This is a genomic window from Micromonospora sp. NPDC001898 (assembly GCF_042891255.1).
In the GTDB taxonomy this organism is placed as follows: domain Bacteria; phylum Actinomycetota; class Actinomycetes; order Mycobacteriales; family Micromonosporaceae; genus Micromonospora.
This window is the reverse complement of record NZ_JBIATC010000005.1, coordinates 289,499-312,846: the sequence shown is the minus strand read 5'-3', so window position 1 is coordinate 312,846 and position 23,348 is coordinate 289,499. Positions and strand designations below refer to the sequence as shown.

Sequence of the window (23,348 nt, the reverse complement as noted above, 5' to 3'; positions counted from 1 at the left end):
CGACACCGGCGGCCCGGCCGCTACGCGAGGCCCTTGAGTAGCTGACGGGCCATCACGATCCGTTGCACCTGGTTCGTGCCCTCGTAGATCTGGGTGATCTTGGCGTCCCGCATCATCCGCTCGACCGGGTAGTCCCGGGTGTAGCCGTAGCCGCCGAGCAACTGCACCGCGTCGGTGGTGATCTCCATGGCCGCGTCCGAGGCGAAGCACTTGGCCGCCGCGCCGAAGTAGGTCAGGTCGGCGTCGCCCCGCTCGGACTTGCCGGCGGCCGTGTACGTGAGCTGCCGGGCCGCCTCCAGCTTCATGCCCATGTCGGCGAGCATGAACTGGATGCCCTGGAACTCGGCGACCGGCTTGCCGAACTGCTTGCGCTCGAGCACGTACCCCTTGGCGTAGTCGAGCGCGCCCTGGGCGATGCCGACGGCCTGCGCGGCGATGGTGACCCGGGTGTGGTCCAGGGTCCTCATCGCGGTGCCGAAGCCGGTGCCCTCGGCGCCGATCATCCGGTCGGCCGGGATGCGGACGTTGTCGAGGTAGACCTCGCGGGTCGGCGAGCCCTTGATGCCGAGCTTCTTCTCCGGGGCGCCGAAGCCGACCCCCGGGTCGGACTTCTCGACGACGAACGCCGAGATGCCTTTCGACCGGGCTGTGGGATCCGTCACGGCGAATACCGTGTAGTACTCCGAGACGCCCGCGTTGGTGATCCACCGCTTCACGCCGTTGAGCACCCAGTGGTCGCCGTCGCGGACCGCCCTGGTGGTCATCGAGGCCGCGTCGCTGCCGGCCTCCGGCTCGGAGAGGCAGTACGAGAACATCGCGTCCCCGGCGGCGACCGGGGTGAGGTACCTGCGTTTGAGCTCCTCGGAGCCGGCCAGGATCAGCGGCAGGGTGCCCAGCTTGTTCACCGCCGGGATCAGCGAGGACGAGGCGCAGGCCCGGGCCACCTCCTCGATCACGATGGCCGTGGCCAGGGCGTCCGCGCCGGCCCCGCCGTACTCGACGGGGATGTGCGGGGCGTGGAAGTCGGCCGAGCGGAGCGCGTCGTAGGACGCCTTCGGGAACTCGCCCGTCTCGTCCGCCTCGGCGGCGTGCGGCGCCACCTTCGCGGCACAGACCTCACGCACCGCCTCGCGGATCGCCCCGTGCTCCTCGGGCAACCGGTAGACGTCAAACGACTGCTCTGCGGCCATGTCGGCCCCTCCCCTTCACCGCTATCATGCGCAGTCTGTAGCGTTTCGGAACCGCCGGCCGCGCAGACTGAAGGATAGCCACCAGCGCTCGGGTGATCCTTACCGCCGCGTAGGCTCGGGCCTGACGGAGGCGTCGATACGGCACGGCGCGCACAAAACAACACAATTCCCTTCGGTGCCCGGCCAGGCGCCTCAGCCGAACGCGACGCGAGAAAGCGCCGCCAGCGCGAGCGGAGAAGACAGGCGTGACGATCCCGTACCCGAACCAACCGATGCCGGCCATCGCCGCGGTGACGCCGCCGTCGGGCGCGGCCCGTCCCCGGGTCACCTTCCTCGGCACCGGGTACCTCGGTGCGACGTACGCCATCTGCTACGCCGAACTCGGCTACGAGGTGCTCGGCTACGACGTCGACGCGGAAAAGATCGCCAAGCTGAACGCCGGCGAGGTGCCGATCCACGAGCCCGGCCTCGACGAACTGCTGCGGCGCAACCTGGCCGCCGGCCGGCTACGGTTCAGCACCGACATCGCCGAGACCGCCGAGTTCGGCGACGTGCACTTCATCTGCGTCGGGACCCCGCAGCGGGCCGACGGGATGGGCGCGGACCTGTCGTACGTCGAGGCGTCGGTGACCAGCCTGGCCCAGCACCTCACCCGCAAGGCGCTGATCGTCGGCAAGTCCACCGTCCCGGTGGGCACCGCCGAGTGGGTGGAGCAGCTCGTCGGCAAGCACACCCCGGCCGACCTCGGGGTCGAGGTGGCGTGGAGCCCGGAGTTCCTCCAGGAGGGCTTCGCCGTCGACGACGTACTACGCCCCAACCGGATCGTGGTGGGCGTCAAGAGCGAGTGGGCCAACGGCATGCTCTACGCCGCCCACAAGGGCGTCTTCGACCTGGCCGCCACGGAGGACCGGGAGGTCCCGCTGGTGGCCACCGACTTCGCCACCGCCGAGTTGGTCAAGGTCGCCGCGAACGCCTTCCTGGCCACCAAGATCTCGTTCATCAACGCGATGGCCGAGGTCTGCGAGGCCTCCGGCGGCGACGTCACCCAGCTCGCCCGCGCCATCGGGTACGACCCCCGGATCGGCAACCGGTTCCTCCAGGCCGGCCTCGGCTTCGGCGGGGCCTGCCTGCCCAAGGACATCCGCGCCTTCCAGGCCCGTGCCCAGGAGCTGGGTGCCGGCGAGGCGCTGCGCTTCCTGCACGAGGTCGACCTGATCAACCTGCGTCGCCGTACCCGGGTCGTCGGGCTCGCCGCCGAGCTGCTCGGCCGCCGCGCCGGGCCGGCCGGCCCGGACCTGTCCGGCACCCGGGTCGCCGTGCTCGGCGCGACCTTCAAGCCCAACACCGACGACGTACGCGACGCCCCGGCGCTCGCCGTCGCCGGGTTGCTCGGCAAGGCCGGGGCGGACGTGCACGTCTACGACCCGCAGGGCACCGAGAACGCCCGCCGGGTGGCCCCCGAGCTGACGTACGAGTCCAGCATGGCCGACGCGGTGACCGGGGCGGACCTGGTCTGCGTGCTCACCGAGTGGGCCGACTTCCGCAACGCCGACCCGGTGGCCCTCGGCGAGCTGGTCGCCGGCCGTCGGGTGGTCGACGGCCGCAACTGCCTCGACTCGACACTGTGGACGCAGGCCGGCTGGGAGTACCGGGGCATGGGCCGCCCCTGATCCACCCCGACACCGGCGACGGCCGGCCGTGGCCCCCCGCCGCGGCCGGCCGTCCGCTGTTCGTCACCGTCAACCCGCCGACAGGTGTCGAAATCCGCGCCGGCTCAGGGCATGCTGCGACAGTGGGAGTCCACAGTGCGGGCCAGCGGGTGGAGGGGTGTCGTGCAGACCTTTCAGTGCTCCTCGTGCGGCCGGGAGATCAAGCCGGCCGCCAAGTGCCCGCACTGCGGCGCGCACCAGCCCCAGTGGGCCGGGCACCTGGCGGACGTCGAGCGCTCGATCGCGGAGATGAAGGCCCGCGAGGCCGCCATCGCCGCCGAGCAGCGGCAGATCGCCGCGAAGATGCAGGCCGCGCTCTTCCAGCGGGACATCCTCGCGCACGCCGGTGAGGAGCGGACCAGGCAGACCGCCCGCCCCCGGCGGGTGCTGCGCCGCCGGCCGGGTCGTCGCCCGCCCACCGCCGCCACCGCGCCGCCCCGGGTGCCCCGGCAGGGCGCCGCGCCGCCCCGGCCGGAGGACCCGCCCCCGCCGTCGGCGGCCCGCTGGCTGGACGCCGACAACCCCGAGCACCCGCCGGAGGCGTCCTCGCGGGAGGTGCAGAACATCCCCCTCGGGCTGGGCGCGCTGCTGCTCGCCGTGGCCGCGGTGGTCTTCGCCGCGGTGGCCACCAGCTCGATGGACGCCCTGTCCCGGCTGGGCATCCTGCTCGTCGCGACGGTGCTGCTGCTGCTGACCCCGCCGGTGCTGGCCCGGCGCGGGCTCACCTCGACCGCCGAGACGATCGCCGCCGTCGGCCTGCTGCTGGTGCCGCTGGCCGGGTACGCGCTGTGGGCGGTGGACCGGATCGGCGGCGGGGGCGCGTCCGGGGCGGTCTTCGCCGCGGTGATCTTCGCCGTCACCGCCGCCGTCGGGTTCGGCTACGCGCTCTGGACGGGACTGCGCGCCCCCCGCTTCGCCGCCGTGCTGGCCGCGCAGCCGGTGCTGCCGCTGCTGGCCTACGAGTGGGTCACCGGGCCGGCCGGCTGGGCGCTGGCGCTGACCATGGTCGCCGTCGTGGACCTGGTGCTGGCCCGCTCCCCGGTCACCGTCGAGCGACCGGTGCGCGAGGACCTGCCGACGCCGCCGGCCGCGCCGGCCGCCTCCGCCGCCCCACCGCCCCGCCGCCCCGCCGAGGACGGCCGGCCGGAGGGCGCACCGGAGGAGTCCGGCGAGGTGCTCGACGGCACCGGTGGCGCGCCCGTCGCCGCCACGCCGGCCCGCCCGGTCCCGGCGCTGGGCGCGCTGACCTGGCTGTTGCACGCCGCAGCGGTGGCGCTGGCCCTCGCGTACGCGGTGACCGCGCTGCTGCGCGCCGGAACGGTGCCGGCGGCGGCCGGGGCGGGCGCGGTGCTGCTGCTGGCCGCGCTGGTGGGGCTGGGCGGGGCGCTGGTGCTGCGCCGCCCGCCGCTGCCCGACGTGGCCGCCGGCATCCTCACCCTCGCGGTGATCGGCGCGCTGGGCCGGGTCGCCTCGGTGGCCTTCCCCGGCCGGGCCCTGCTGCTGATCGCCGCCGTCATCACCCTCACCGGGCTGGCCGTGCGGGCCGTACCCGAAGCCGCCCGGCGTGGGCCGCAGCTCGCCTCGGCCGCGGCGCTCACGGTCAGCGGCCTGGTGGTGGCCGGCGGCGCGCTGCGCGCCGGGCTGGCCCCGGCGCGGGCCGCCCTCCCGGCCTGGGCAGCGGACCTCGCCCGCTACCCGGCCGAGCTGGCCGCCTCGGTCGGGCCTGCGGCCTGGCAGCTCGCCGCCAGCGCCTTCCTGCTCACCGTCGCCGCGGTGCTGGCCCTGCCGCCGGAGATCCGCCGCGAGTTCGCGGTGGTCGGGGCGGCGCTGACCGCGCTCGCCGTGCCGGCGTCGTTCGGCCTGGGCTGGGTTGCCGCGCCGTGGCCGATGGTGCTGGTCGCGATCGGCATCGGCGCGGCCGGGCTCACCGCCGGCACGACGCGGGCCGCCACGGTGCACGCGGTCGCCGCGGCCGTGGTGGGCCTGCTCGGCGCGGGCGCCGGGCTGGCCCGGCCGGCGCTGACCGCCGCCGTGCTGCTCGCCCTCTTCCTGGCCGGCGCGCTGGTCGCGGTGGCGCCCCGGATTCGGATCACCCCCGCCACGGCAGGCGTCGTCTCCGCCTGGGCCGCCGGCGGCGCCGCGTTCGCCCTGCCCGGGACGGTCGCCGCGTTCGTCGCCGCGACCATGCCGACCGATCCGACGCCGACCCCGGCGAGCCTGCGCGAGGCCACCGTGCCGGTGCTGGCGGCGAGCTTCCTGGCGGTCTGCGTCACCCTCGGGTACGCCGCCATGGTGCAGGTGTCCGAGCGGCACATCCCGGCGCCGCTGGCCATGGGCACCGGCCTCGGGGCGCTGGCGGTGACCGCCGCCGCGTTCGGCGCGCCCGGGGCCACCGTCGCGGACGCCTGGGTGGGCGGGCTGCTGTTCGTGGCCGGGGTGCTGGTCTTCCTGGCCCCGTCGATCGACGCGGGCCGCCGATCCGACCTGGCCATGGACGGCTCCGACCTGGCCGCCGCCGCGGTCACCGCGGCGCTGATCGCCACCCTGGTACGGATCGGGGCGGTGCTCACCCCCGGCGGGCAGCTCGTGGTCGCCGCCGCGCTGGTGGCGGTGGTCGCCGTCGCGGCCCGGGCGATGCCCGAACAGTGGCGGCGCGGGCCGATCCTCGGGCTCGCCGTCGGCGGCACCCTGATCGGGCTGCTCGCCGGCTGGAGCGCGCTGCGCGGCGGGTGGGGCGTGCTGGCCACCCCGGGCCCGATCTGGGCCGGCGACCTGTCCGGCTGGCCGGCCGCGCCGGTCGGCGGGTCCACCTGGCAGGCGCCCGTCGCGCTGGCGCTGCTCGGCGTCGCGGCCGGGGTGCTGCTGCCGGCCCCCTGGAAGTACGACGTCTCGGGCGTCGCCGCCGTCCTGGCCACCATCGGGGCGTCGGCCGCCTTCGACCTGCCCTGGTGGTCGCCGGTGCTGGTCGGCCTGGCCGTCGCCACGGCCTTCGGCACGGCTGCGGCGGCCTCGATCGACCCGCGCGCCGGGCTGTCCCGGGCCACCGTGGCCGGGGCCGTCGCCCTGCACGCGGCCGGTGCCGGTCTGGTCCGGCCGTGGACGACCGCGCTGGCGCTGGGCGGCATCGCGCTGATCGGCGTCGTGGTGGCCACCCTGGCCCGGGTGTTCGCCGCCCCGCTGGTCGAGGACGTCGAGACCGAGGGGATGCCGCCGCACCTGGTGCAGGTCGGTGGGGCCGCCGCCGGGGCCGCGCTGCTCGCGTTGCCCGGCGCGGTGGCCGCCCTGGCCGCCGAGTTCGGCCGGTCGCCCGAGGTGGTGCTGACCGCCGCGCTGGCCGCGTCCAGCCTGGGTCTGGCCGCGATCGCCGCGGTCCGCCGGCAGGTGCCGCAGTATCTCCCGTACGCCAGTGCGGCCGTGGTGGGCGGCGCGACGGTCAGCGCGGTCGCCGCGATCGTGACCGGCCTGCCCGCCGGCGTGTACGCGGCGGCGGGCGCGCTGCTCGGGGTGCTCGCCGAGCTGGTCCGGGCCGCCACCGTCCCCCCGGCCGGCTCGGCCCGGCCGGTCCGGCGCTGGTCGGTGCTGCTCGACGGCGCCCTGCGCCGGGCGCCCGACGACGATCCGGCGGTGGCGCGCTGGCGGGTCAGCCCGGCTGCCGGGGCGCTGGCCGCCGCCGCGCTGCCGACCGCGCTGGCCGTGGCCTCGCTCGCCCCCACGCTGTTGGTGGCGCTGGTCGAGCCGTACCGGTCGCTGGGCCGGGTGTGGCAGGGGCCGCCGCCGGAGCTGATCATCCCGCCCGCCAACGCGGTCGACCCGGCGCACGTGCTGACGGCGCTGTTGCTGACCGTGACCGCGGCGCTGGCCGCCGTCGGGTTCAGCGGCGGGCGACGGTCCCGGGCCGTGCCGGTGGTGCTGCCCGGCGCGGCGATGACCCTGCTGATCACACCGATCGCCCTGGGGCACGGCTGGCCGGTGAGCACGCTTGCGGCGCTGTCGGTGTTCACCATCTCGATGCTGGGGCTGGCGCTCACCCCGCCTCCGCCGCTGGCGGAGCGGGCCCGGTCGCTGCGCACCGCCCGGGTGCTGGTCTTCGTCATCGGGCTGGCCGGCGGCGGGGCGGGACTGCTCGGCAGCCTGGCCACCCGGGAGCTGACCCTGTTCACCCTGGGCGGGGCGATGGGCGTCGGCACGGTCGCCGCCCTGTACGGCGCCACCCAGCGGGCCCGCATCCTGGGCTGGTTGTTCGCCTCGCTGATGGCGCAGTTGTTCGTCCTCGTCGCCGGCCTGGTGGCCGGGCTGGCCGCGGTGTGGTCCGCGTTCGGGGTGCTGGCGGTCGGGGCGGCCCTACAGGTGTTCGCCGCGACCCTGCCCCGGCTGCGCCGCCCCGAGGCGCAGCGCGAGGCGGCAACGGTGGAGTGGAGCGGGTACGCCGCCGCGCTGATCGCCCTGGCGCTGGCCTTCGACTCGCCCCGGCACATCGCCGCGTTGCTTGCCGCCTGGGGCGCCGTGCTCGGGGTGGCCGCCGCCCGGCCGGGTCGTCGGCCGGTGGAGCGGCAGATCCTGTTCTGGGCGGTGGTGTTCTGCGAGATCGTCGCCTGGTGGATCCTGATGCGGGTCGCCGACGTGGCGCTGCCGGAGGCGTACACGCTGCCGTTCGCGGCGCTGGCTCTGCTGGTCGGGGTGCTGGAGCTGCGGCACCGGCCGGACCTGTCGAGCTGGGTGGCGTACGGGCCGGCGCTGGTCGCCGCGTTCGTGCCGACTTTGGCGATCGTGCTGGCCACCGAGTCCAGCATGCTGCGCCAGGTGCTGCTGCTGCTCGGCGCGGTGGCGGTGCTGATCTTCGGCACCACCAGCCAGCAGCAGGCCCCGGTGATCGTCGGGGCGGCCGTCACCGCGATCGCGGCGATACACGCGCTGTTCAGCCTCGGCCCGTGGCTGGTGCTGATTCCGGCCGGGCTGGTCCTGCTGGTCCTCGGCGCGAGCAACGAGCGCAGACGCCGTGCCCAGGAGCGCCTCCAGACGGCGCTGCGCGGCATGCGATGAAGCGGAGGGGCCCTGGGGCGTGGCTGCCGTGTCGCGCCGAGTGGGCCGGCCACGAACGTGAGCGCCGGCCGCCGGTGGAGCAGCCGGCGACCGGTGGGGACAGCCCGTGGCCGGTGGGGACAGCCCGTGGCCGGCGGGGTCAGCCGAGGGAGGCGTGCAGGGCGGCCTCCTTCTCGGCGACCAACTCCTCCAGGCTCTCCTGGTAGGCGACCATGCGCGCCCGCAGCTCCTCGTCGGCGGCGGCCAGGATGCGGACGGCGAGCAGCCCGGCATTGCGGGCGTTGCCGATCGACACGGCGGCCACCGGCACGCCGGCCGGCATCTGGACGATGGACAGCAGCGAGTCCATCCCGTCGAGGTACTTCAGCGGCACCGGCACGCCGATCACCGGCAGCGGGGTGACCGAGGCGACCATGCCGGGCAGGTGGGCGGCCCCACCAGCCCCCGCGATGATCACCTTGAGCCCCCGGTCGGCGGCGGTGCGGCCGTACTCGATCATCTTGCCGGGGGTGCGGTGGGCGGAGACCACGCCGACCTCGTAGCCGACCCCGAACTCGGCCAGGGTCTCGGCGGCGGCCTTCATGGTCGGCCAGTCCGAGTCGCTGCCCATGATCAACCCGACGGTGCTCATGCTGGTCTGCCTCTCGTTGACGACTGCGGGGGTCGCAGGCTCACTGGTGGCCCTCGCGGAGCCAGCGGGCGGCCCGGGCCGCCCGCGCCCGTACGTCGTCCAGGTCGGCACCGAGCACCGTGACGTGGCCGATCTTGCGACCGGGGCGCACCTGCTTGCCGTACAGGTGGACCTTCGCGCCCGGCTCGGCGGCGAAGAGGTGGTGCAGCCGCTCGTCGATCGACATCCCGCCCGGCTCGCCGCCGAGCACGTTCGCCATCGCCACCGCCGGGGCGGTCAGCGCGGTGTCCCCCATCGGGTAGTCCAGCACGGCCCGCAGGTGCTGCTCGAACTGCGAGGTCCGGGCCCCCTCGATCGTCCAGTGGCCCGAGTTGTGCGGGCGCATGGCCAGCTCGTTGACCACCAGCCCGGCCGGCGTCTCGAACAGCTCCACGGCGAGCAGGCCGACCACGCCGAGCGCGGTGGCCAGGTCGATGGCGAGCTGCTGGGCGGCGACGGCCCGCTCCTCGTCCAGGCCCGGCGCCGGGGCCAGCACCTCGACGCAGATCCCGTCGACCTGCACCGTCTCCACCACCGGGTACGCGGCGACCTGCCCGAACGGCGAGCGGGCCACCTGCACGGCCAGCTCCCGGCGCAGCGCCACCCGCTCCTCGACGATCAGGCTGGTCCCCCCGGCGAGCAGGGTGGCGGCCAGCTCGGCGGCCTGCGCGGCGTCGTCGACCAGCCAGACGCCCCGGCCGTCGTACCCACCCCGAGCGGCCTTCAGCACCACCGGCCAACCCTGGGCCTCGCCGAAGGCGACCAGGTCGGCGGGCTCGGCGACCGGTCGCCACACCGGGTTCGGTGCGCCCAGCGCGGCGAGCCGCTCCCGCATGATCCGCTTGTCCTGCGCGTGCAGCAGCGCGTCGGCCGGCGGGAAGAGGCTCACCCCCTCGGCCGCGAGGGCACGGATGTGCTCCGTCGGCACGTGCTCGTGGTCGAAGGTGACCACGTCACAGCCCTCGGCGAAGGCGCGCAGGGCGGCGAGGTCGGTGTGGTCGCCGTATCGGACGTCGGCGGCGACCAGGGCCGCGCCGTCGTCCGGGGCCTGCGCGAGCACGCGCAGCGACTGACCGAGGGCGATCGAGGCCTGGTGGGTCATCCGGGCCAGTTGGCCGCCCCCCACCATGCCGACAACAGGCAGACCGGTTCGGGTATCCATCTCGCCCGCCAGCCTAGCGGCGTGCCCCGACCGCCCCGGGCCGAGGTCCGGGGCGGTCGGGGCGGCACCCTCACAACTGGGCGCGCAGGTCCTCGACGGTGGTGACCGGGCGCTGGCAGACGAAGCCCCGACAGACGTACGCGGCAGGTCGGCCGTCGACCAGCGGCCGGTCGGCCAGCAGCGGCACCCCGGGCTGGTCCGGGCGGCCCGCGACGACCACCGCGCCGGGCGGGGCGTGCCGGTACGCGGCGGCGACGAGGGGATCGCCGGCCAGGTCGTCGGTCACCACCGCGATCTCGTACGGGCCGGAGAGCAGCGCCTCCCCGACGGTGGCCGCGTACCCGGTGAACCGGGCGTGCCGGGCGACGATCGGGGCGACCGTGGCGAGGGCGGCCTCGGCGGCCTCCCGGTACCGGTTCTCCCCGGTCAGCGCCGCGTACGCGACCAGGGCGGCGACGATCGCCGACCGGCCGGACGGGGTGGCGTTGTCGGTCGGATCGGCTGGACGGGTGACGAGCTGCTCGGCGTCGTCGGCGGTGTCGTAGAACCCGCCGCCCGGGGCGACGAACCGGGCCAGCGCGGTGTCCAGGAGCCCGCCGGCCAGTTCCAGCCAACGCCCCTCGCCGGTGACCTGGTGCATCGCGCAGAACGCCTCGGCCACGCAGCCGTAGTCCTCCAGCACCCCGGCCGGCGCGCCGACCACCCCGTCCCGGGAGACCCGGCGCAGCCGGCCGTCGACCAGGTGCACGGTGGCCAGGTGCTCGGCGGCGTCCCGCATCGCGCCGTCGGCGACGATGGCGACGCCCTCCAACAGGTTGGCGGCGGCCTCGTCCCCGCCGGCCGCCCCCTGCGCCTCGACGAGGCGGACGAACTCGGCGATCGCGGTGATCGCCAGGCCGTTCCAGGCGGCCACCACCTTGTCGTCGCGGGCGGGCTGGGGGCGGTTGTCCCGGGCGGCCAGCAGCCGCCGGACGACGTCCTGCCACCGGCCGCGCACCGCCGGGTCGGCGTCGTCGACGTCCCGGGCCAGCCGCAGCACGCTCATCCCGTGTTCAAAGGTGCCGGACTCGGTGACCCCGAAGAGGTCGGCGGCCCAGCGGCCGTCCTCGGGGCCGAGCACCTCGACGAGCTGGGCCGGGGTCCAGGCGTAGGTGAGCCCCTCGACGCCCTCGGTGTCGGCGTCGAGCGCGGAGGCGAAGCCCTCGCCCGGGCGGTGCAGCTCGTCGGCGAGGAACCGGGCGACGTCCCGGGCCACCCGGGCGGCCAGCGGGTCGCCGGTGAGCCGCCAGAGCTGGGTGTAGACCCGCAGCAGCAGGGCGTTGTCGTAGAGCATCTTCTCGAAGTGCGGCACGGTCCAGTGCCCGTCGACCGAGTACCGGGCGAAGCCGCCGGCGAGCTGGTCGTTGATGCCGCCCCGGGCCATCGCCTCGGCGGTGTGCCGGGCGATCTCCAGGCTCTCGGCGGAGCCGGTGCGCTGGTGGTGGCGCAGCAGGAAGAGCAGGTTCATGTGCGGCGGGAACTTCGGGGCCCCGCCGAAGCCGCCGTTGCTCCGGTCGTACTCCCTGGCGAGCTGGGCGGCGGCGTCGTCGAGCAGCTCGGCGGTGAGCGGGGCGGTGGGCCCGCCGACGGCCTGCGCCCCGCCGATCGCCTCGACCACGGCGGAGCCCTGCCGGAGCACGGCCTCGCGCTGCTCCCGCCAGGCGGTGCCGACCGACTCCAGCAGCCGGACGAAGTTCGGCTTCGGGAAGTACGTGCCGCAGAAGAACGGGGTGCCGTCCGGGGTGGCGAAGACCGTCATCGGCCAGCCGCCCTGCCCGGTCATCGCCTGGGTAGCGGTCATGTAGACGGCGTCGACGTCGGGCCGCTCCTCGCGGTCCACCTTGATCGCCACGAAGCCGTCGTTGAGCAGCTTCCCGACGGCGGCGTCCTCGAACGACTCGTGGGCCATCACGTGGCACCAGTGGCAGGCCGCGTAGCCGACCGAGATCAACACCGGCACGTCGCGCCGTTTTGCCTCGGCGAACGCCTCGTCGCACCACGGCCACCAGTCCACCGGGTTGTCGGCGTGCTGGAGGAGGTACGGGCTGGTGGCGCTGGCGAGTCGGTTCACCGGACGACCATATCCAGCCCGCGGTGCGGCGGCACCCCGGTCATCCGAGGACGACCGACGCGTCTCCGAAAAGACCGGGCCACACGGCCGGGCGCTGCACCTGGAGCAGGTCCGCGCGTACGCCGCGCCGGGCCGGGATCCGCGCGGCGCGGTCGCCTCGGTCGCGTACCTGGCCATCGCCCCGGATCTGCCGGTGCCGGAGGCCGGCACCGACTCGGCACGGGCCCGGTGGGAGCCGATCGACCACGAGCGGCTGGGCGACGGCTGGCTCGCCTTCGACCACGACACCATCCTGCGGAACGCGCTCGAACGGGCCCGGGCCAAGCTGGAGTACTCGCCCCTGGCCACGGCGTTCTGCGGCGAGACGTTCACCATCGGCGAGTTGCGCGCGGTCTACGAGGCCGTCTGGCAGGTGGACCTCGACCCGCGCGACTTCCACCGCAAGGTCACCGGGCTGAGCGGGTTCGTGGTGCCCACCGGGGAGCGACGCAACCCGCCCACCGGCCGTCCGGCGGCGCTGTGCCGGCGCGGCGACGCGACCATGCTCCACCCGGCGATGCTGCGCCCCGGCACCGGTCGACAGTAGATTCCTGCGGGCCTTCCGCCATTGACCTTCATGTATTTATATGAGTGCATGCCCGGCGACCGTCGCCGGCCCCTCCGAGGAGGCACGCATGCGCGGAACCCGTCCCCTGTCAGCGTTCGCGTCGGTCGCGCTGGTCGCGTCCGTGCTCGCCGCCGGCCCGGCGGAGGCAGCCGTCGACCCGGGCGCCCGGGTCTCGGCGACCACCACCGTGGGCACCCACAACGCGTACGAGCAGGGCACGTACGCCTACCTGGCCCAGGCGCTCGACGCCCGGCCCGGGATGATCGAGCTGGACGTCTGGCCCGACATCATCACCAGGCAGTGGCGGGTCAGCCACTCCAACCCGCTCGGCAGCGCCAACAACTGCGTCGCCGCGACCAGCGCCGCCCAGCTATACACCGGCACCCGCAACAGGAACCTCGAACACTGCCTCGACGACATCCGGCTCTGGCTCGCCGCCCACCCCGACGCCGGCCCGCTGCACCTCAAGCTGGAGCTGAAGACCGGCTTCAGCGGCCGTACCGGGCAGGGGCCCGCACAGCTCGACGCGCTGCTGGCCGCCCGGCTCGGCGCGGCGGTGTTCCGGCCCGTCGACCTGAGGGGCGGGTACGCCACCCTGGACGCCGCCGCCCGCGCCGACAACTGGCCGACCCGACCGCAACTCGCCGGTCGGGTGATCGTGCACCTGATCCCCGGCACCGTCGAGGAGGGCAACCCCACCGACACCCTCTGGACCGACGTCGAGTACGCCCGCCACCTCGCCGCGCTCGCCACCGCCGGGACGCTGGGCTCGGCGCAGGCGTTCCCGGCCGTGCACCGGGCCCAGGCCGGCGACCCCCGCACCCGGTACGCCGACGCAAGCCTGCGCCCCTGGTTCGTGGTCTTCGACGGCGACGCGTCGGCATACGTCACCGGCGGCATCGACACCGCCTGGTACGACGCCAACCACTACCTGCTGGTGATGACCGACGCGCAGAACGTGCCCCCGGCGGTGGGCAACACCGACCCCGACGCGGCGGCGGCCCGGGTGGCCCAGTTGGCGCGGGCGCACGCCAGCGTCGCCTCGGCCGACTGGGCGGCCCTGCCGAGCGTGGTGGACGATGTGCTTCCCCGGGGGTGAGCTAGAGGGCCTCGGACACGGGTGAAACTGATGGGACGGCCTGTTGCAGGCGGGACACGGCAGCCGCCGCGTGTGGTTCTACTTCTCGTTGAGTTGGTCGAGGGTCTTCGCGGCGGCGTCGCGCAGCGGAACGAAGGCATCAGGCTCAGTGGCGGAGAGTTCGGTGTAGATGCGTACCGCCTCGGTGACCGCCTCGACCGCACGTGGCGCATGCTCCCAAGCCTCAAGCACAATCGTGACCCATCCCATGCCACAGAGCGACCGAGCTAGGTTCGGTAGGTAGGCGTCGCGGTTGAGGGCGACCAACTCCCGGCGTATGTCGACGGCCTCGGCGCTGGCGTTCAGGGCTTCGACCCGCCGGCCCGCCTCCGCCAACTGGATGGCGTGGTTGTTCACCGATCCGGCCAGGTCCGGTAGGTGGGCGTCGCGGTTGAGGGCGACCAACTCCCGGCGTATGTCGACGGCTTCGGTGCTGGCGTTCAGGGCTTCGACCCGCCGCCCCGCCTCCGCCAACTGGTTGGCGTGGTTGTGCACCGACATCGCCAGGTCCGGTAGGTGGGCGTCACGGTTGAGGGCGACCAACTCCCGGTACAGGTCGATAGCTTCGGTGCTGGCGTTCAAGGCTTCGACCCGCCGACCCGCCTCCGCCAACCAGACGGCGTGGTTGTTCACTGATATCGCCAGGTTCGGTAGGTGGGCGTCGCGGTTGAGGGCGACCAGCTCCCGGTACAGGTCGACGGCCTCGGTGCTGGCGTTCAAGGCTTCAGCCCGGCGCCCCGCCTCCGCCAACCGGTTGGCGTGGTTGTCCACCGACATCGCCAGGTTCGGTAGGTAGGCGTCGCGGTTGAGGGCGACCAGCTCCCGGCGTATGTCGACGGCTTCGGTGCTGGCGTTCAAGGCTTCGACCCGCCGCCCCGCCTCCGCCAACTGGTTGGCGTGGTTGTGCACCGACATCGCCAGGTCCGGTAGGTGGGCGTCACGGTTGAGAGCGACCAACTCCCGGTACAGGTCGACAGCTTCGGTGCTGGTGGTCATGGCTTCAGCCCGCCGCCCCGCCTCCGCCAACCGGACGGCGTGGTTGTCCACCGACATCGCCAGGTCCGGTAGGTAGGCATCGCGGTTGAGAGCGACCAACTCCCGGTACAGGTCGACGGCCTCGGTGCTGGCGTTCAGGGCTTCAGCCCGCCGGCCTGCCTCCGCCAGCCGGATGGCGTGGTTGTTCACCGATCCGGCCAGGCCCGGTAGGTGGGCGTCGCGGTTGAGGGCGACCAGCTCCCGGCACAGTTTGACGGCTTCGTCGCTGGTGGTCAGGGCTTCAGCCCACCGGCCCGCCTCCGCCAGCCGGGTGGCGTGGTTGTGCACCGACATCGCCAGGTCCGGTAGGTGGACATCGCGGTTGAGAGCGACCAGCTCCCGGCGTAGGTCGACGGCCTCGGTGCTGGCGTTCAAGGCTTCAGCCCGCCGGCCCGCCTCCGCCAACCGGCTGGCATGCAACGTGCGCCATCTCGCACGGTCGGCAGTTGGTTCGGCCATGTCGTTGTCGGTGATCGCGGTGGTCAGTGCCACTGCTAACCGGTTCAACTCCAATGATGGGTACGGCACCCGGTGTACGAGGCTCCGCAACAACCGCAGCTCCTGCGGCGGCTGCTCGGCCAACACCGTTGCCATCCGCGAGGCGAAGCGGCCGGGGAACTGGACAGCCACCTGGATCACAGCCTCGGTCATCGTCGGTATGTCTGCGGCTAGCGCCTCACCGATGAACCCGTCCAAGTCGGCATGCTCAACCGAGGCATGGTCAAGGGCGGCCCGGCCCAGCACGGTCAACGCCTGCACCGCTTGCCCGACCACGAGCCCACGGAACAGCTCCCCCCGCTCTTCAGCGGTGCATCCGCCCAGCACCCCTACCGCTAGATGCTCAGCGAGCAGGTCCGGCTGTAGCGTGCCCAATCGACCCGCCGGCACAGGGTTGTCGTCGACAGGGTAGAGGCCGGACAGCCAGCGCACCCACTCGACCAGCCGAACCGGGACCTGCGCGCTGGTCACCTCTCCACTCGGCAGCGAGGGCAGGGCACGCCGTACCAGTTCGGTGACCCCACGCTCGTCTTCGGCCCCGAACAACGCCGCTACCCCGACCACCCGGGCCAGCAGCGCATCCGCCTCAACCTCATCGGCCGGTAGTTCGACCCGCTGCCGGTTGGCCTTGGCGCGCCAATACCGACGCTCATGCCCCAGCACTTCTGCGATCACATCACCCCGGCCGTAGCCGTCGGCCGGGCCACCCAGCACCGCCACCAGGGCCGACGCGTGCAACCGCAGCACCGGAGCGTCCTCGGGATATGCGCGGCGCTCCAGCTCCGCCGGAACCGGCCGCCGAAGCCTGCGCGCGAACACTTCCGCTGCCTGCGCCACCACCTCCCCCGGGGCCCGCGCGTCGATCCGCGCACGCAGCGCCACCACGTTGCGTCGATCCCCGGTCAGCGCGTCCAACAGGGCCGCATGTTCGTGAACCGAGGCGGACAACGACGTCCACCAGGAACCAGCCGTACGGGCCAGCAGCAACACCCGAACCCGGTCACCACGCCGCCGCGACGCCGCCACGAGCAGTTCCGCCAGCCCGCCTGGTACACGTGCGTCCGCATAATCCACGACCAGAAGCAGGCGACCCGGCGCACCATCGGCGGTCGCCTCCTCCGCCGCCTGCCCCTCACAACCGGGCCGAACAGGCACCCACTGCCAACCCCGGCCCAACTCATCCATCAGCCGCAACGCCAGCCTGGTCTTGCCGTAGCCGCCAGGGGCGAACACCAGTCGGACCACCGACCCCCCACGGTCCTCACACCACGCCGACAACTGCCGGATCTCAGCGTCCCTGCCCCGGAACGGGACTACCTGCTGCCACGGATACAGCAACCACACCACTGACGGCGGCTCCACCGTTGCCACGGCACCGAAATCCACCCGCCGCACCGACCGCGAAGCCCACTCGTACGCGGCCGGAGCGAACGCCCCCACTGACGCAGCCGCCCCACCGATCAACACCGCGGATATCGACTTGTTCTCCGCCACCGCAGTCCACGACGCGAACGCCGCCGGGGCGCCTGCCGCCAGAGCGCACAGCCCACGGACCAACCATCTCGCCACCCGGGCACCGTATCGACCGTGAACAACCGGCTACAACCGGCGGAAGGTCCGCGCGGCTCAGGCTTTCCGGCTTCGCTGCCGACCGCCGATCCCCGCGATGTAGAGGACAAACGCGGGTCAGGAGGCGCCGTCGGCGCGCAGCGGGAAGACGTTGCCCTGGGCGGTGTTCAGCAGCGACCCGAGCACCGCACCGATCTTGTCGGCCGGCATCGGCTTGAAGAAGTGGTACCCCTGGGCCGCCGTGCAGCCCAGCTCGGCCAGCGCCAGCCGCTGTTCGGCGGTCTCCACTCCCTCGGCGACCACCCGCAGGCCCAGCTCGTGGGCGAGCCCGACGGTCGCCCGGACGATCGCCGCCGCCTCCGGCGAGTCCGCCATCCGGATCACGAACGACCGGTCGACCTTCAGCTCGTCCACGGCGATCCGGGTCACGAACGACAACGACGAGAACCCGGTGCCGAAGTCGTCCACCGCGAGCTGCACGCCCATCGACCGGAGCGTGGCGAGCACCTCGTCGATGATCTCCAGCTCGCTCATCACCACGGTCTCGGTGATCTCCAGGACCAGCCGGCGCGGCGGGACCTGGTGTCGGCGCAGCGCCTCGCCGATCTCGGCCGGCAGCCGGGGGTCGAGCAGGCTGCGGGCCGACAGGTTCACCGAGATCGGCACGTCCAGGCCCTGGCGGGCCCAGTCGGCGGCCACCGCGAGCGCCTTGTCCAGCACGTACCGGGTGAAGGTGCCGAGCTGCTCGCTGTTCTCCACCGGGCGGATGAAGTCGGTCGGGCCGAGCCAGCCCCGGCGGGGGTGCCGCCAGCGGATCAGCGCCTCCACCCCGGTCGGCGCGCCGGTGGCCAGGTCCACCGCCGGCTGAAGGGCCAGCACGAGCTGGTCGTCGGTGGCCAGCGCCTCCCGCAGCTCCGCGAGCAGCGCGAGCTGGTCGGTGCTCGCGGCGTCCCGGGAACTGTCGTACGCGGCGACACTGCCGCCGCCCTCCTTGGCCTGGTACATCGCGATGTCGGCCCGGCGCAGCAGCTCGGTCAGGTCGGCGGTGCCGGCGTCGGCGACCACCACCCCGACGGAGACCTCGACGGACATCCGCACCCCGGCCACCTCGGTGGGGGCGGCCAGCCGCTCGGCGATCTCCCGGGCCTGGCGCAGCGCGTACGCCATCAGGGCGGTCCGGCCGCCGAGCACCGGGACGTTGGTCAGCAGCAGGGCGAACTCGTCGCCACCGAGCCGGCCCAGCAGGTCGCCCGAGCGGGTCAGCGCGCCGAGCCGGTTGGCGCTCAGCCGCAGCAGCTGGTCGCCGGCGGCGTGCCCGAGAGTGTCGTTGACCTCTTTGAACTGGTCGATGTCGAGCAGCAGCAACGCCACCGGGTGGTCGTGGGCGCGCTGCCGCAGCGCCTGGTCGCCCTTGCCGAGCATGGCGGCCCGGTTGAGCAGCCCGGTGAGCGGGTCGTGCACCGCCTCGTACGACGATCGGGCGGTGACCAGCCGCAGCTCCCGGTGGGTCGCGGCGTCGTGCAGGGCGGCGGCGAGGGCGTCGGAGAACGCGGCGACGGCGTCCTGCTCGCGGGCGCTGGGCGGCGCGGTACGGGGGAAGCGGACCCGCAGCTCGCCGACCCGGGTGGCACCGACGGTCAGCGGCCGGACCAGCTCGTGCGCGTCGGGGCCGGATCGGGCGGGCGGGCCGATCTCCCGGTCGATCACCTGGCCGCCGGTTTCGCCCCGGTAGCGCCGCCACCGGCCGTCGCCGCGGGCCACGTCCACGTCGACCAGCTCGGCACCGAACAGGGTCAGCGCGCCCGTCACGGCAGCGGTGGCGACGCCCCGCTCGTCGAGCTGGTTGAGCGCGGCGGTGGCCTCGGCGAAGGCCCGCCAACTGCGCCGCTCCTGGTCGGCGCCGAGCCGGTGCCGGTAGGTCTGCTGGAGCAGCCAGAGCACGGGCGGGAGCAGCAGCAGCCAGCGGGCGTCGATCTCCAACAGCGCCACCACGCCCAGTCCGACGGCCACGTTCCCGACGAACATCAGCAGCTTGCCGCGCAGCGCGGCGAGCAACGGCGGGCCCAGCGGCACGCCGTGCCGCAGCGCCACGGTGACCCCGCCCAGCCAGGCGCTGACGAGCAGGTACGTCATCGAGCCGGCCACCAGGGCCGGTGCCAGCTCCGGCGTGGGGGCCGCCAGCAGGGGCGTGCCGAGGGCGGTGGCGACGGTGACGGCGAGGGCGGTCGCGGCGGTCAGCGAGGTCGCGATGCGGACGGTCTCCAGCGGCGGCCGGCGGTCGGCGGCCAGGGACAGCCCAGTCCAGGCCGCCCCCGCACCGAGCAGCGTGGCGGCCGGGAGCCAGCCGGCGGGCACCAGGTAGAGGCAGACGATGAGCGCGGCCTCGCCCCAGGTGATGCTGACCATCCCGGAACCGGCGCGGAACCGCAGGCGGGCGAGCTGGGCCACGGCGAACGCCGCGACGCCGATGCCGAACCGGGCGGGCCCCGGGAGCGGGTCGTCGGCCGGCAGGCCCGTCGGAAGGGTGAGGCCGACCACCGCTGCCGCCAGGGCGGTCAGGGCAACGGCGGCCGTCAGCAGCAGGACCCGGCCCGGGGTGCCGCGCAGGCCGAGCCGGTCGAGTTGACCGCCGGCCCTGCCGGAGGTCACCGATCTCTCCCGTCCGCAGGTCGTCGCACGGCACGGCGGGCAGCCGTCGCTGACCCGGTCATCGGTGCCCCCTCCCGCGCGCGGCTCGGGGACTTTTGGTCCCCCGGCGGAAGGCTAAGCCAAAGCCGGTGGCCGCAACAGGGGGCGACAGCCGGGTTCGGCGTGAATCACGCGCGGATCATACGTTTCAGCCCTGCTGGGGCCGCTTGGGAGCGTTCGGGCGTGACTCCTGCCCCACAGTCCCGTCTGTCGGATCGACGACTCCCGCTTCGACCCGGCCCGCGTCGACGCCGTCCTGCCCCGGGAACCGGTCGGGCAGCCGGCGCAACCGGGCGTTCATGTTGCGGATCAGCAACACGGTGGCGGCGGCCAGCACCAGAATAAGGAAGAGGCCCATCGGACCGGCGAGGCCACCCGTGCGGGTGTCACCGAAGTTGTTCTCCGCGAGCACCTGGGCAGCGGTCAGCATGGCGTTCCTCCGTTGGGCGGCTGGTGACCAGGGTAACCCGCCGCCGGATCAGCGGGCATGGGCCGTCTCGCGCACCCCGGCGAAAAGGTCGGACTCGGGCAGCGGGCTGTCGACCAGCGAGCGGGCGAGCTCGAAGTCCTCCGTCGGCCAGGCGCGCTGCTGGAGCTCCATCGGCACCTGGAACCAGAAGCCGTCCGGGTCGATCTGGGTGGCGTGGGCCCGCAACGCGTCGTCGCGGACCGTGAAGTACTCCGCGCACTCGACCCGGGTGGTGATCCGAGGGCCCTTGTCGGGGCGGTCATCCCACCGCTTGAGCCACTCCTCGTACGGCGAGGGGATCCCTGCGGCGAGGATGCCCTCGTGCAGCGCCAGGATCTTGCCCTTGGAGAACCCCACGTCGTAGTAGAGCTTGAGCGGCTGCCAGGGCTCACCGAGCTCCGGGTGGCGCGCCGGGTCGCCGGCGGCCTCGAAGGCGGCGACGCTCACCTTGTGGGTCATGACGTGGTCGGGGTGCGGGTAGCCACCCTCCTCGTCGTACGTGGTGACCACGTGCGGCCGGAACTGACGCATCAGCCGCACCAGCGGCCCGGCGGCGACCTCGACGTCCTGGAGGGCGAAACACCCCTCGGGCAGCGGCGGCAGCGGGTCGCCCTCGGGCAGCCCCGAGTCGACGAAGCCGAGCCACGCCTGCTCGACGCCGAGGACCGCGCGGGCCGCGTCCATCTCGGCGCGGCGGATCTCGCCGATGTTGGCCCAGACGTCCGGCCGGTCCATTTTCGGGTTGAGAACGCTCCCGCGCTCGCCGCCGGTGCACGTCACGACCAGGACGTCCACCCCCTCGGCCACGTACTTCGCCATGGTCGCGGCACCCTTGCTCGACTCGTCGTCGGGGTGCGCATGGACGGCCATGAGACGCAGCTGCTCTGCCACTTGCGGCGCTCCTCGTTCGTGCCCACCGGCGCTGACCTGTCGACGACGCGGGCCGACCTGTCATCCTTGACTCATCATCGCTGACTCATCATGGTGACTCAGCGCTCGTCCGGTGAGTCAGCGCCGGGCTGGGAAGATGGACTCTGCCATTCTTGCCGATGCCGCCGACAACAACGCCAGGAGATACCCGCCGGTGACCGAGACGCACGCCACAATCACCTCCGGCGCGCCGGTGTTCCCACCGGGCCGCTACGGCCGCCGCCGCGAGCCCGCCCGCCGCCGCCCGGCGCTGGTCGCCCTGCTCGCCGTCGCCCTGGCGGCGGTGCTCGGCGTGGCCACGTTCACCATGTACGGCAAATACGGCGACCCCGACTACGACGCTCAGGTGATCACTTACACCGACATCACCGACTCCCAGGTGGTGGTCGACTTCCGGGTGACCGTCCCGGCGGGTGGCTCGGCGACCTGCGCGCTGCGGGCCCGCTCGCACGACGGCGCCGAACTGGCCCGCGAGGAGGTGACGGTGACCGCGCCCGCAGGCGAGTCGCAGGTGACCGCCCGGCACCGGCTGACCACCAGCGCCCGGCCCTTCATCGGTGAGGTGGTGCGCTGCCGACCGGCCGGCTGAACTGCCGGAACACCCGCGCCACGCATACTGCGAGTCCCGTCGTCGGCACCCGCGGTGATCGTCGGCACCCCGACGGGCGGCGCACTGGTAACTTGGTAGCTCACCTGTCAGCCAGTCCGCACAACCGAGGAGACCGCCTGTGTCCAACACTGACAACGAGGCGCCCGCCACCTGGCTGTCCCAGGACGCGCACGACCGCCTCCAGGGCGAGCTCGACGAGCTGATCGCCAACCGGACGGTCATCGCCGCCGAGATCAACGCCCGGCGCGAAGAGGGCGACCTGCGGGAGAACGGCGGCTACCACGCCGCCCGCGAGGAGCAGGGCAAGGCAGAGGGACGGATCCTCTACCTGAAGGAGCTGCTGCGCACCGCCAAGGTGGGCGAGGCGCCGACCGCCGATTCGGTGTCCCCCGGCATGGTCGTCACGATCTACTTCGACGACGACACCGACGACACCGAGACGTTCCTGCTCGGATCGCGGGAGATCTCGGCGACGACCGAGCTGACCGTCTACAGCCCGGAGTCGGCGCTGGGCAAGTCGATCCTCCGCACGCGGCCCGGGCAAACCGTCACCTACACCGCCCCCAGCGGCGCGGACATCAAGGTGACCATCGTCAAGTTCGAGCCGTTCGCGGGCTGAGAGCCACCCCGAAGATGACCCCCGGGGCCGGTAGCCCGGCCCCGGGGCCACGGGTCAGGACTCTGCGGCGAAGACCACCTGGTAGCCGCTGGCCCGCAGGGCGCTGATCAGCGTGTCGGAGTGCTCGACGCCCCGGGTCTCCACCGACAGCGCCACCTCCACCTCGCCGATCCCCAGGTGCGGGTTGGCCCGCTGGTGCTCCACGTCGACGACGTTCGCCCGGTGCTCGGCGATCTCGCTGAGCAGCGAGGCGAGCTGCCCCGGCCGGTCCGAGCAGCGGACGGTGACGCGCAGGTACCGGCCGGCCGCCGCCAGTCCGTGCTCGATCACCCGTAGCAGCAGCAGCGGGTCGATGTTGCCGCCGGAGAGCACCGCCACCACCGGCGTCTCGACCTGCACCACGCCGGCCAGCAGGGCGGCCACGCCCACCGCGCCGGCCGGTTCCACCACCTGTTTACCCCGCTCCAGCAGCATCAGCAGCGCCCGGGAGATGTCCTCCTCGGAGACGGTGACGATCTCGTCGACGAGCTCACGGACGTGGCTGAAGGTAATCTCCCCCGGGCGGCCCACCGCGATGCCGTCGGCGATCGTGCTGAACGCGGGCAGGCGGACCGGCTCACCGGCGACCAGCGAGGGCGGGTACGCCGCCGCCCCGGCCGCCTGCACGCCGATCAGCCGCACGTCCGGCCGCAGCGCCTTGGCAGCAACCGCCATCCCGGAGATCAGGCCGCCCCCGCCGACCCCGGTGATGATCGTCTTCACGTCCGGGCACTGTTCGAGGATCTCCAGCGCCACGGTGCCCTGCCCGGCGATCACGTCCCGGTGGTCGAACGGGTGGATGAGGATCGCCCCGGTCCGCTCGGCGAAGGTCTGAGCCGCGACCAGCGACTCGTCGACCGTGTGGCCGGCCAACTCGACCTGGGCGCCGTACCCCTTGGTGGCGGCGACCTTCGGCAGCGGCGCGTTCACCGGCATGAAGACGGTGGCGTGCGTGCCGACCAGCCCGGCGGCCAGCGCCACCCCCTGCGCGTGGTTGCCGGCGCTGGCGGCCACCACGCCCCGGTCGCGCTCCGCCGCGGACAGCCGGGAGATCCGCACGTACGCCCCCCGCACCTTGTACGACCCGGCGCGCTGCACATTTTCACACTTGAGCCAGACCGGCCCGCCGAGCGCCGCGCTCAGCGGGCGGGAGGGCTCCAGCGGGGTGGTGCGGGTGATGCCCGCGAGCAGCTCCCGCGCGGCACGCACGTCGGCGAGACCGACCAGTTCCGTCATGCCCCGATCGTGCCACCCGCCGCCCCGGC

General features: G+C 73.8%; 15 protein-coding genes. 6 read left to right on the top strand and 9 right to left on the bottom strand.

The annotated features are described in order from the left end of the window. Positions 1 to 20: 20 nt before the first annotated feature. Positions 21 to 1,190, bottom strand: a complete 1,170-nt coding sequence (locus ACFYZF_RS14495; protein WP_387020003.1) for an acyl-CoA dehydrogenase family protein — start codon at positions 1,188 to 1,190, stop codon at positions 21 to 23. 245 nt (positions 1,191 to 1,435) lie between these two features. Here ACFYZF_RS14495 and ACFYZF_RS14490 point away from each other — a divergent pair, with 245 nt between their 5' ends. Both ACFYZF_RS14490 and ACFYZF_RS14485 read left to right on the top strand, forming a co-directional pair. Next, the gene (locus ACFYZF_RS14490; protein ID WP_387020000.1) at positions 1,436 to 2,860 is read left to right on the top strand and encodes a UDP-glucose dehydrogenase family protein; all 1,425 of its coding nucleotides are present in this window, start codon (positions 1,436 to 1,438) and stop codon (positions 2,858 to 2,860) included. A gap of 162 nt (positions 2,861 to 3,022) precedes the next feature. Then, complete coding sequence (locus tag ACFYZF_RS14485) at positions 3,023 to 7,939, top strand: SCO7613 C-terminal domain-containing membrane protein (protein WP_387019997.1); 4,917 nt, start codon at positions 3,023 to 3,025, stop codon at positions 7,937 to 7,939. A 139-nt stretch (positions 7,940 to 8,078) separates the two neighbouring features. Here ACFYZF_RS14485 and purE read toward each other — a convergent pair whose 3' ends face one another. The 3 genes from purE to ACFYZF_RS14470 form a co-directional block, all read right to left on the bottom strand. Continuing rightward, positions 8,079 to 8,570 (bottom strand): 5-(carboxyamino)imidazole ribonucleotide mutase, encoded by a 492-nt coding sequence (gene purE, locus ACFYZF_RS14480; RefSeq protein ID WP_387019994.1) that lies wholly within the window; start codon positions 8,568 to 8,570, stop codon positions 8,079 to 8,081. Positions 8,571 to 8,610: 40 nt separating this feature from the next. Further along, the gene (locus tag ACFYZF_RS14475; protein ID WP_387019991.1) at positions 8,611 to 9,771 is read right to left on the bottom strand and encodes a 5-(carboxyamino)imidazole ribonucleotide synthase; all 1,161 of its coding nucleotides are present in this window, start codon (positions 9,769 to 9,771) and stop codon (positions 8,611 to 8,613) included. A gap of 70 nt (positions 9,772 to 9,841) precedes the next feature. Beyond that, on the bottom strand, positions 9,842 to 11,881 hold the full coding sequence (locus ACFYZF_RS14470; protein WP_387019989.1) for a thioredoxin domain-containing protein: 2,040 nt from the start codon (positions 11,879 to 11,881) through the stop codon (positions 9,842 to 9,844). Here ACFYZF_RS14470 and ACFYZF_RS14465 point away from each other — a divergent pair. Together ACFYZF_RS14465 and ACFYZF_RS14460 are read left to right on the top strand one after the other, a co-directional pair. Beyond that, entirely contained in the window at positions 11,859 to 12,467 is a 609-nt protein-coding gene (locus ACFYZF_RS14465; protein ID WP_387019986.1) for an NUDIX hydrolase, read from the top strand. The two genes, ACFYZF_RS14470 and ACFYZF_RS14465, sit on opposite strands and share 23 nt — an antisense overlap. Before the next feature lie 88 nt (positions 12,468 to 12,555). Beyond that, positions 12,556 to 13,587 (top strand): phosphatidylinositol-specific phospholipase C domain-containing protein, encoded by a 1,032-nt coding sequence (locus tag ACFYZF_RS14460; RefSeq protein WP_387019983.1) that lies wholly within the window; start codon positions 12,556 to 12,558, stop codon positions 13,585 to 13,587. Positions 13,588 to 13,665: 78 nt separating this feature from the next. On the opposite strand, the gene ACFYZF_RS14455 is transcribed toward ACFYZF_RS14460, so the two are convergent. The 4 genes from ACFYZF_RS14455 to mca form a co-directional block, all read right to left on the bottom strand. Further along, positions 13,666 to 16,404 (bottom strand): tetratricopeptide repeat protein, encoded by a 2,739-nt coding sequence (locus ACFYZF_RS14455; RefSeq protein ID WP_387019980.1) that lies wholly within the window; start codon positions 16,402 to 16,404, stop codon positions 13,666 to 13,668. Positions 16,405 to 16,845: 441 nt separating this feature from the next. Then, the gene (locus ACFYZF_RS14450) at positions 16,846 to 19,335 is read right to left on the bottom strand and encodes a putative bifunctional diguanylate cyclase/phosphodiesterase (protein WP_387020423.1); all 2,490 of its coding nucleotides are present in this window, start codon (positions 19,333 to 19,335) and stop codon (positions 16,846 to 16,848) included. 229 nt (positions 19,336 to 19,564) lie between these two features. Beyond that, the gene (locus tag ACFYZF_RS14445; RefSeq protein WP_387019978.1) at positions 19,565 to 19,846 is read right to left on the bottom strand and encodes a hypothetical protein; all 282 of its coding nucleotides are present in this window, start codon (positions 19,844 to 19,846) and stop codon (positions 19,565 to 19,567) included. Between the two features lie 48 nt (positions 19,847 to 19,894). After that, positions 19,895 to 20,776: a mycothiol conjugate amidase Mca gene (gene mca, locus ACFYZF_RS14440; protein ID WP_387019975.1), complete on the bottom strand. Its 882-nt coding sequence runs from the start codon at positions 20,774 to 20,776 to the stop codon at positions 19,895 to 19,897. A 193-nt stretch (positions 20,777 to 20,969) separates the two neighbouring features. Between mca and ACFYZF_RS14435 the strand changes: the two genes are divergently transcribed. After that, positions 20,970 to 21,404 (top strand): DUF4307 domain-containing protein, encoded by a 435-nt coding sequence (locus tag ACFYZF_RS14435; protein ID WP_387020421.1) that lies wholly within the window; start codon positions 20,970 to 20,972, stop codon positions 21,402 to 21,404. A gap of 139 nt (positions 21,405 to 21,543) precedes the next feature. After that, entirely contained in the window at positions 21,544 to 22,044 is a 501-nt protein-coding gene (gene greA / locus ACFYZF_RS14430) for a transcription elongation factor GreA (RefSeq protein ID WP_387019972.1), read from the top strand. 54 nt (positions 22,045 to 22,098) lie between these two features. On the opposite strand, the gene ilvA is transcribed toward greA, so the two are convergent. After that, positions 22,099 to 23,319 carry a threonine ammonia-lyase gene (gene ilvA / locus ACFYZF_RS14425; protein WP_387019969.1) on the bottom strand — a complete coding sequence of 407 codons (1,221 nt, stop codon included), beginning with the start codon at positions 23,317 to 23,319 and terminating at the stop codon, positions 22,099 to 22,101. Between the last annotated feature and the right edge of the window lie 29 nt (positions 23,320 to 23,348).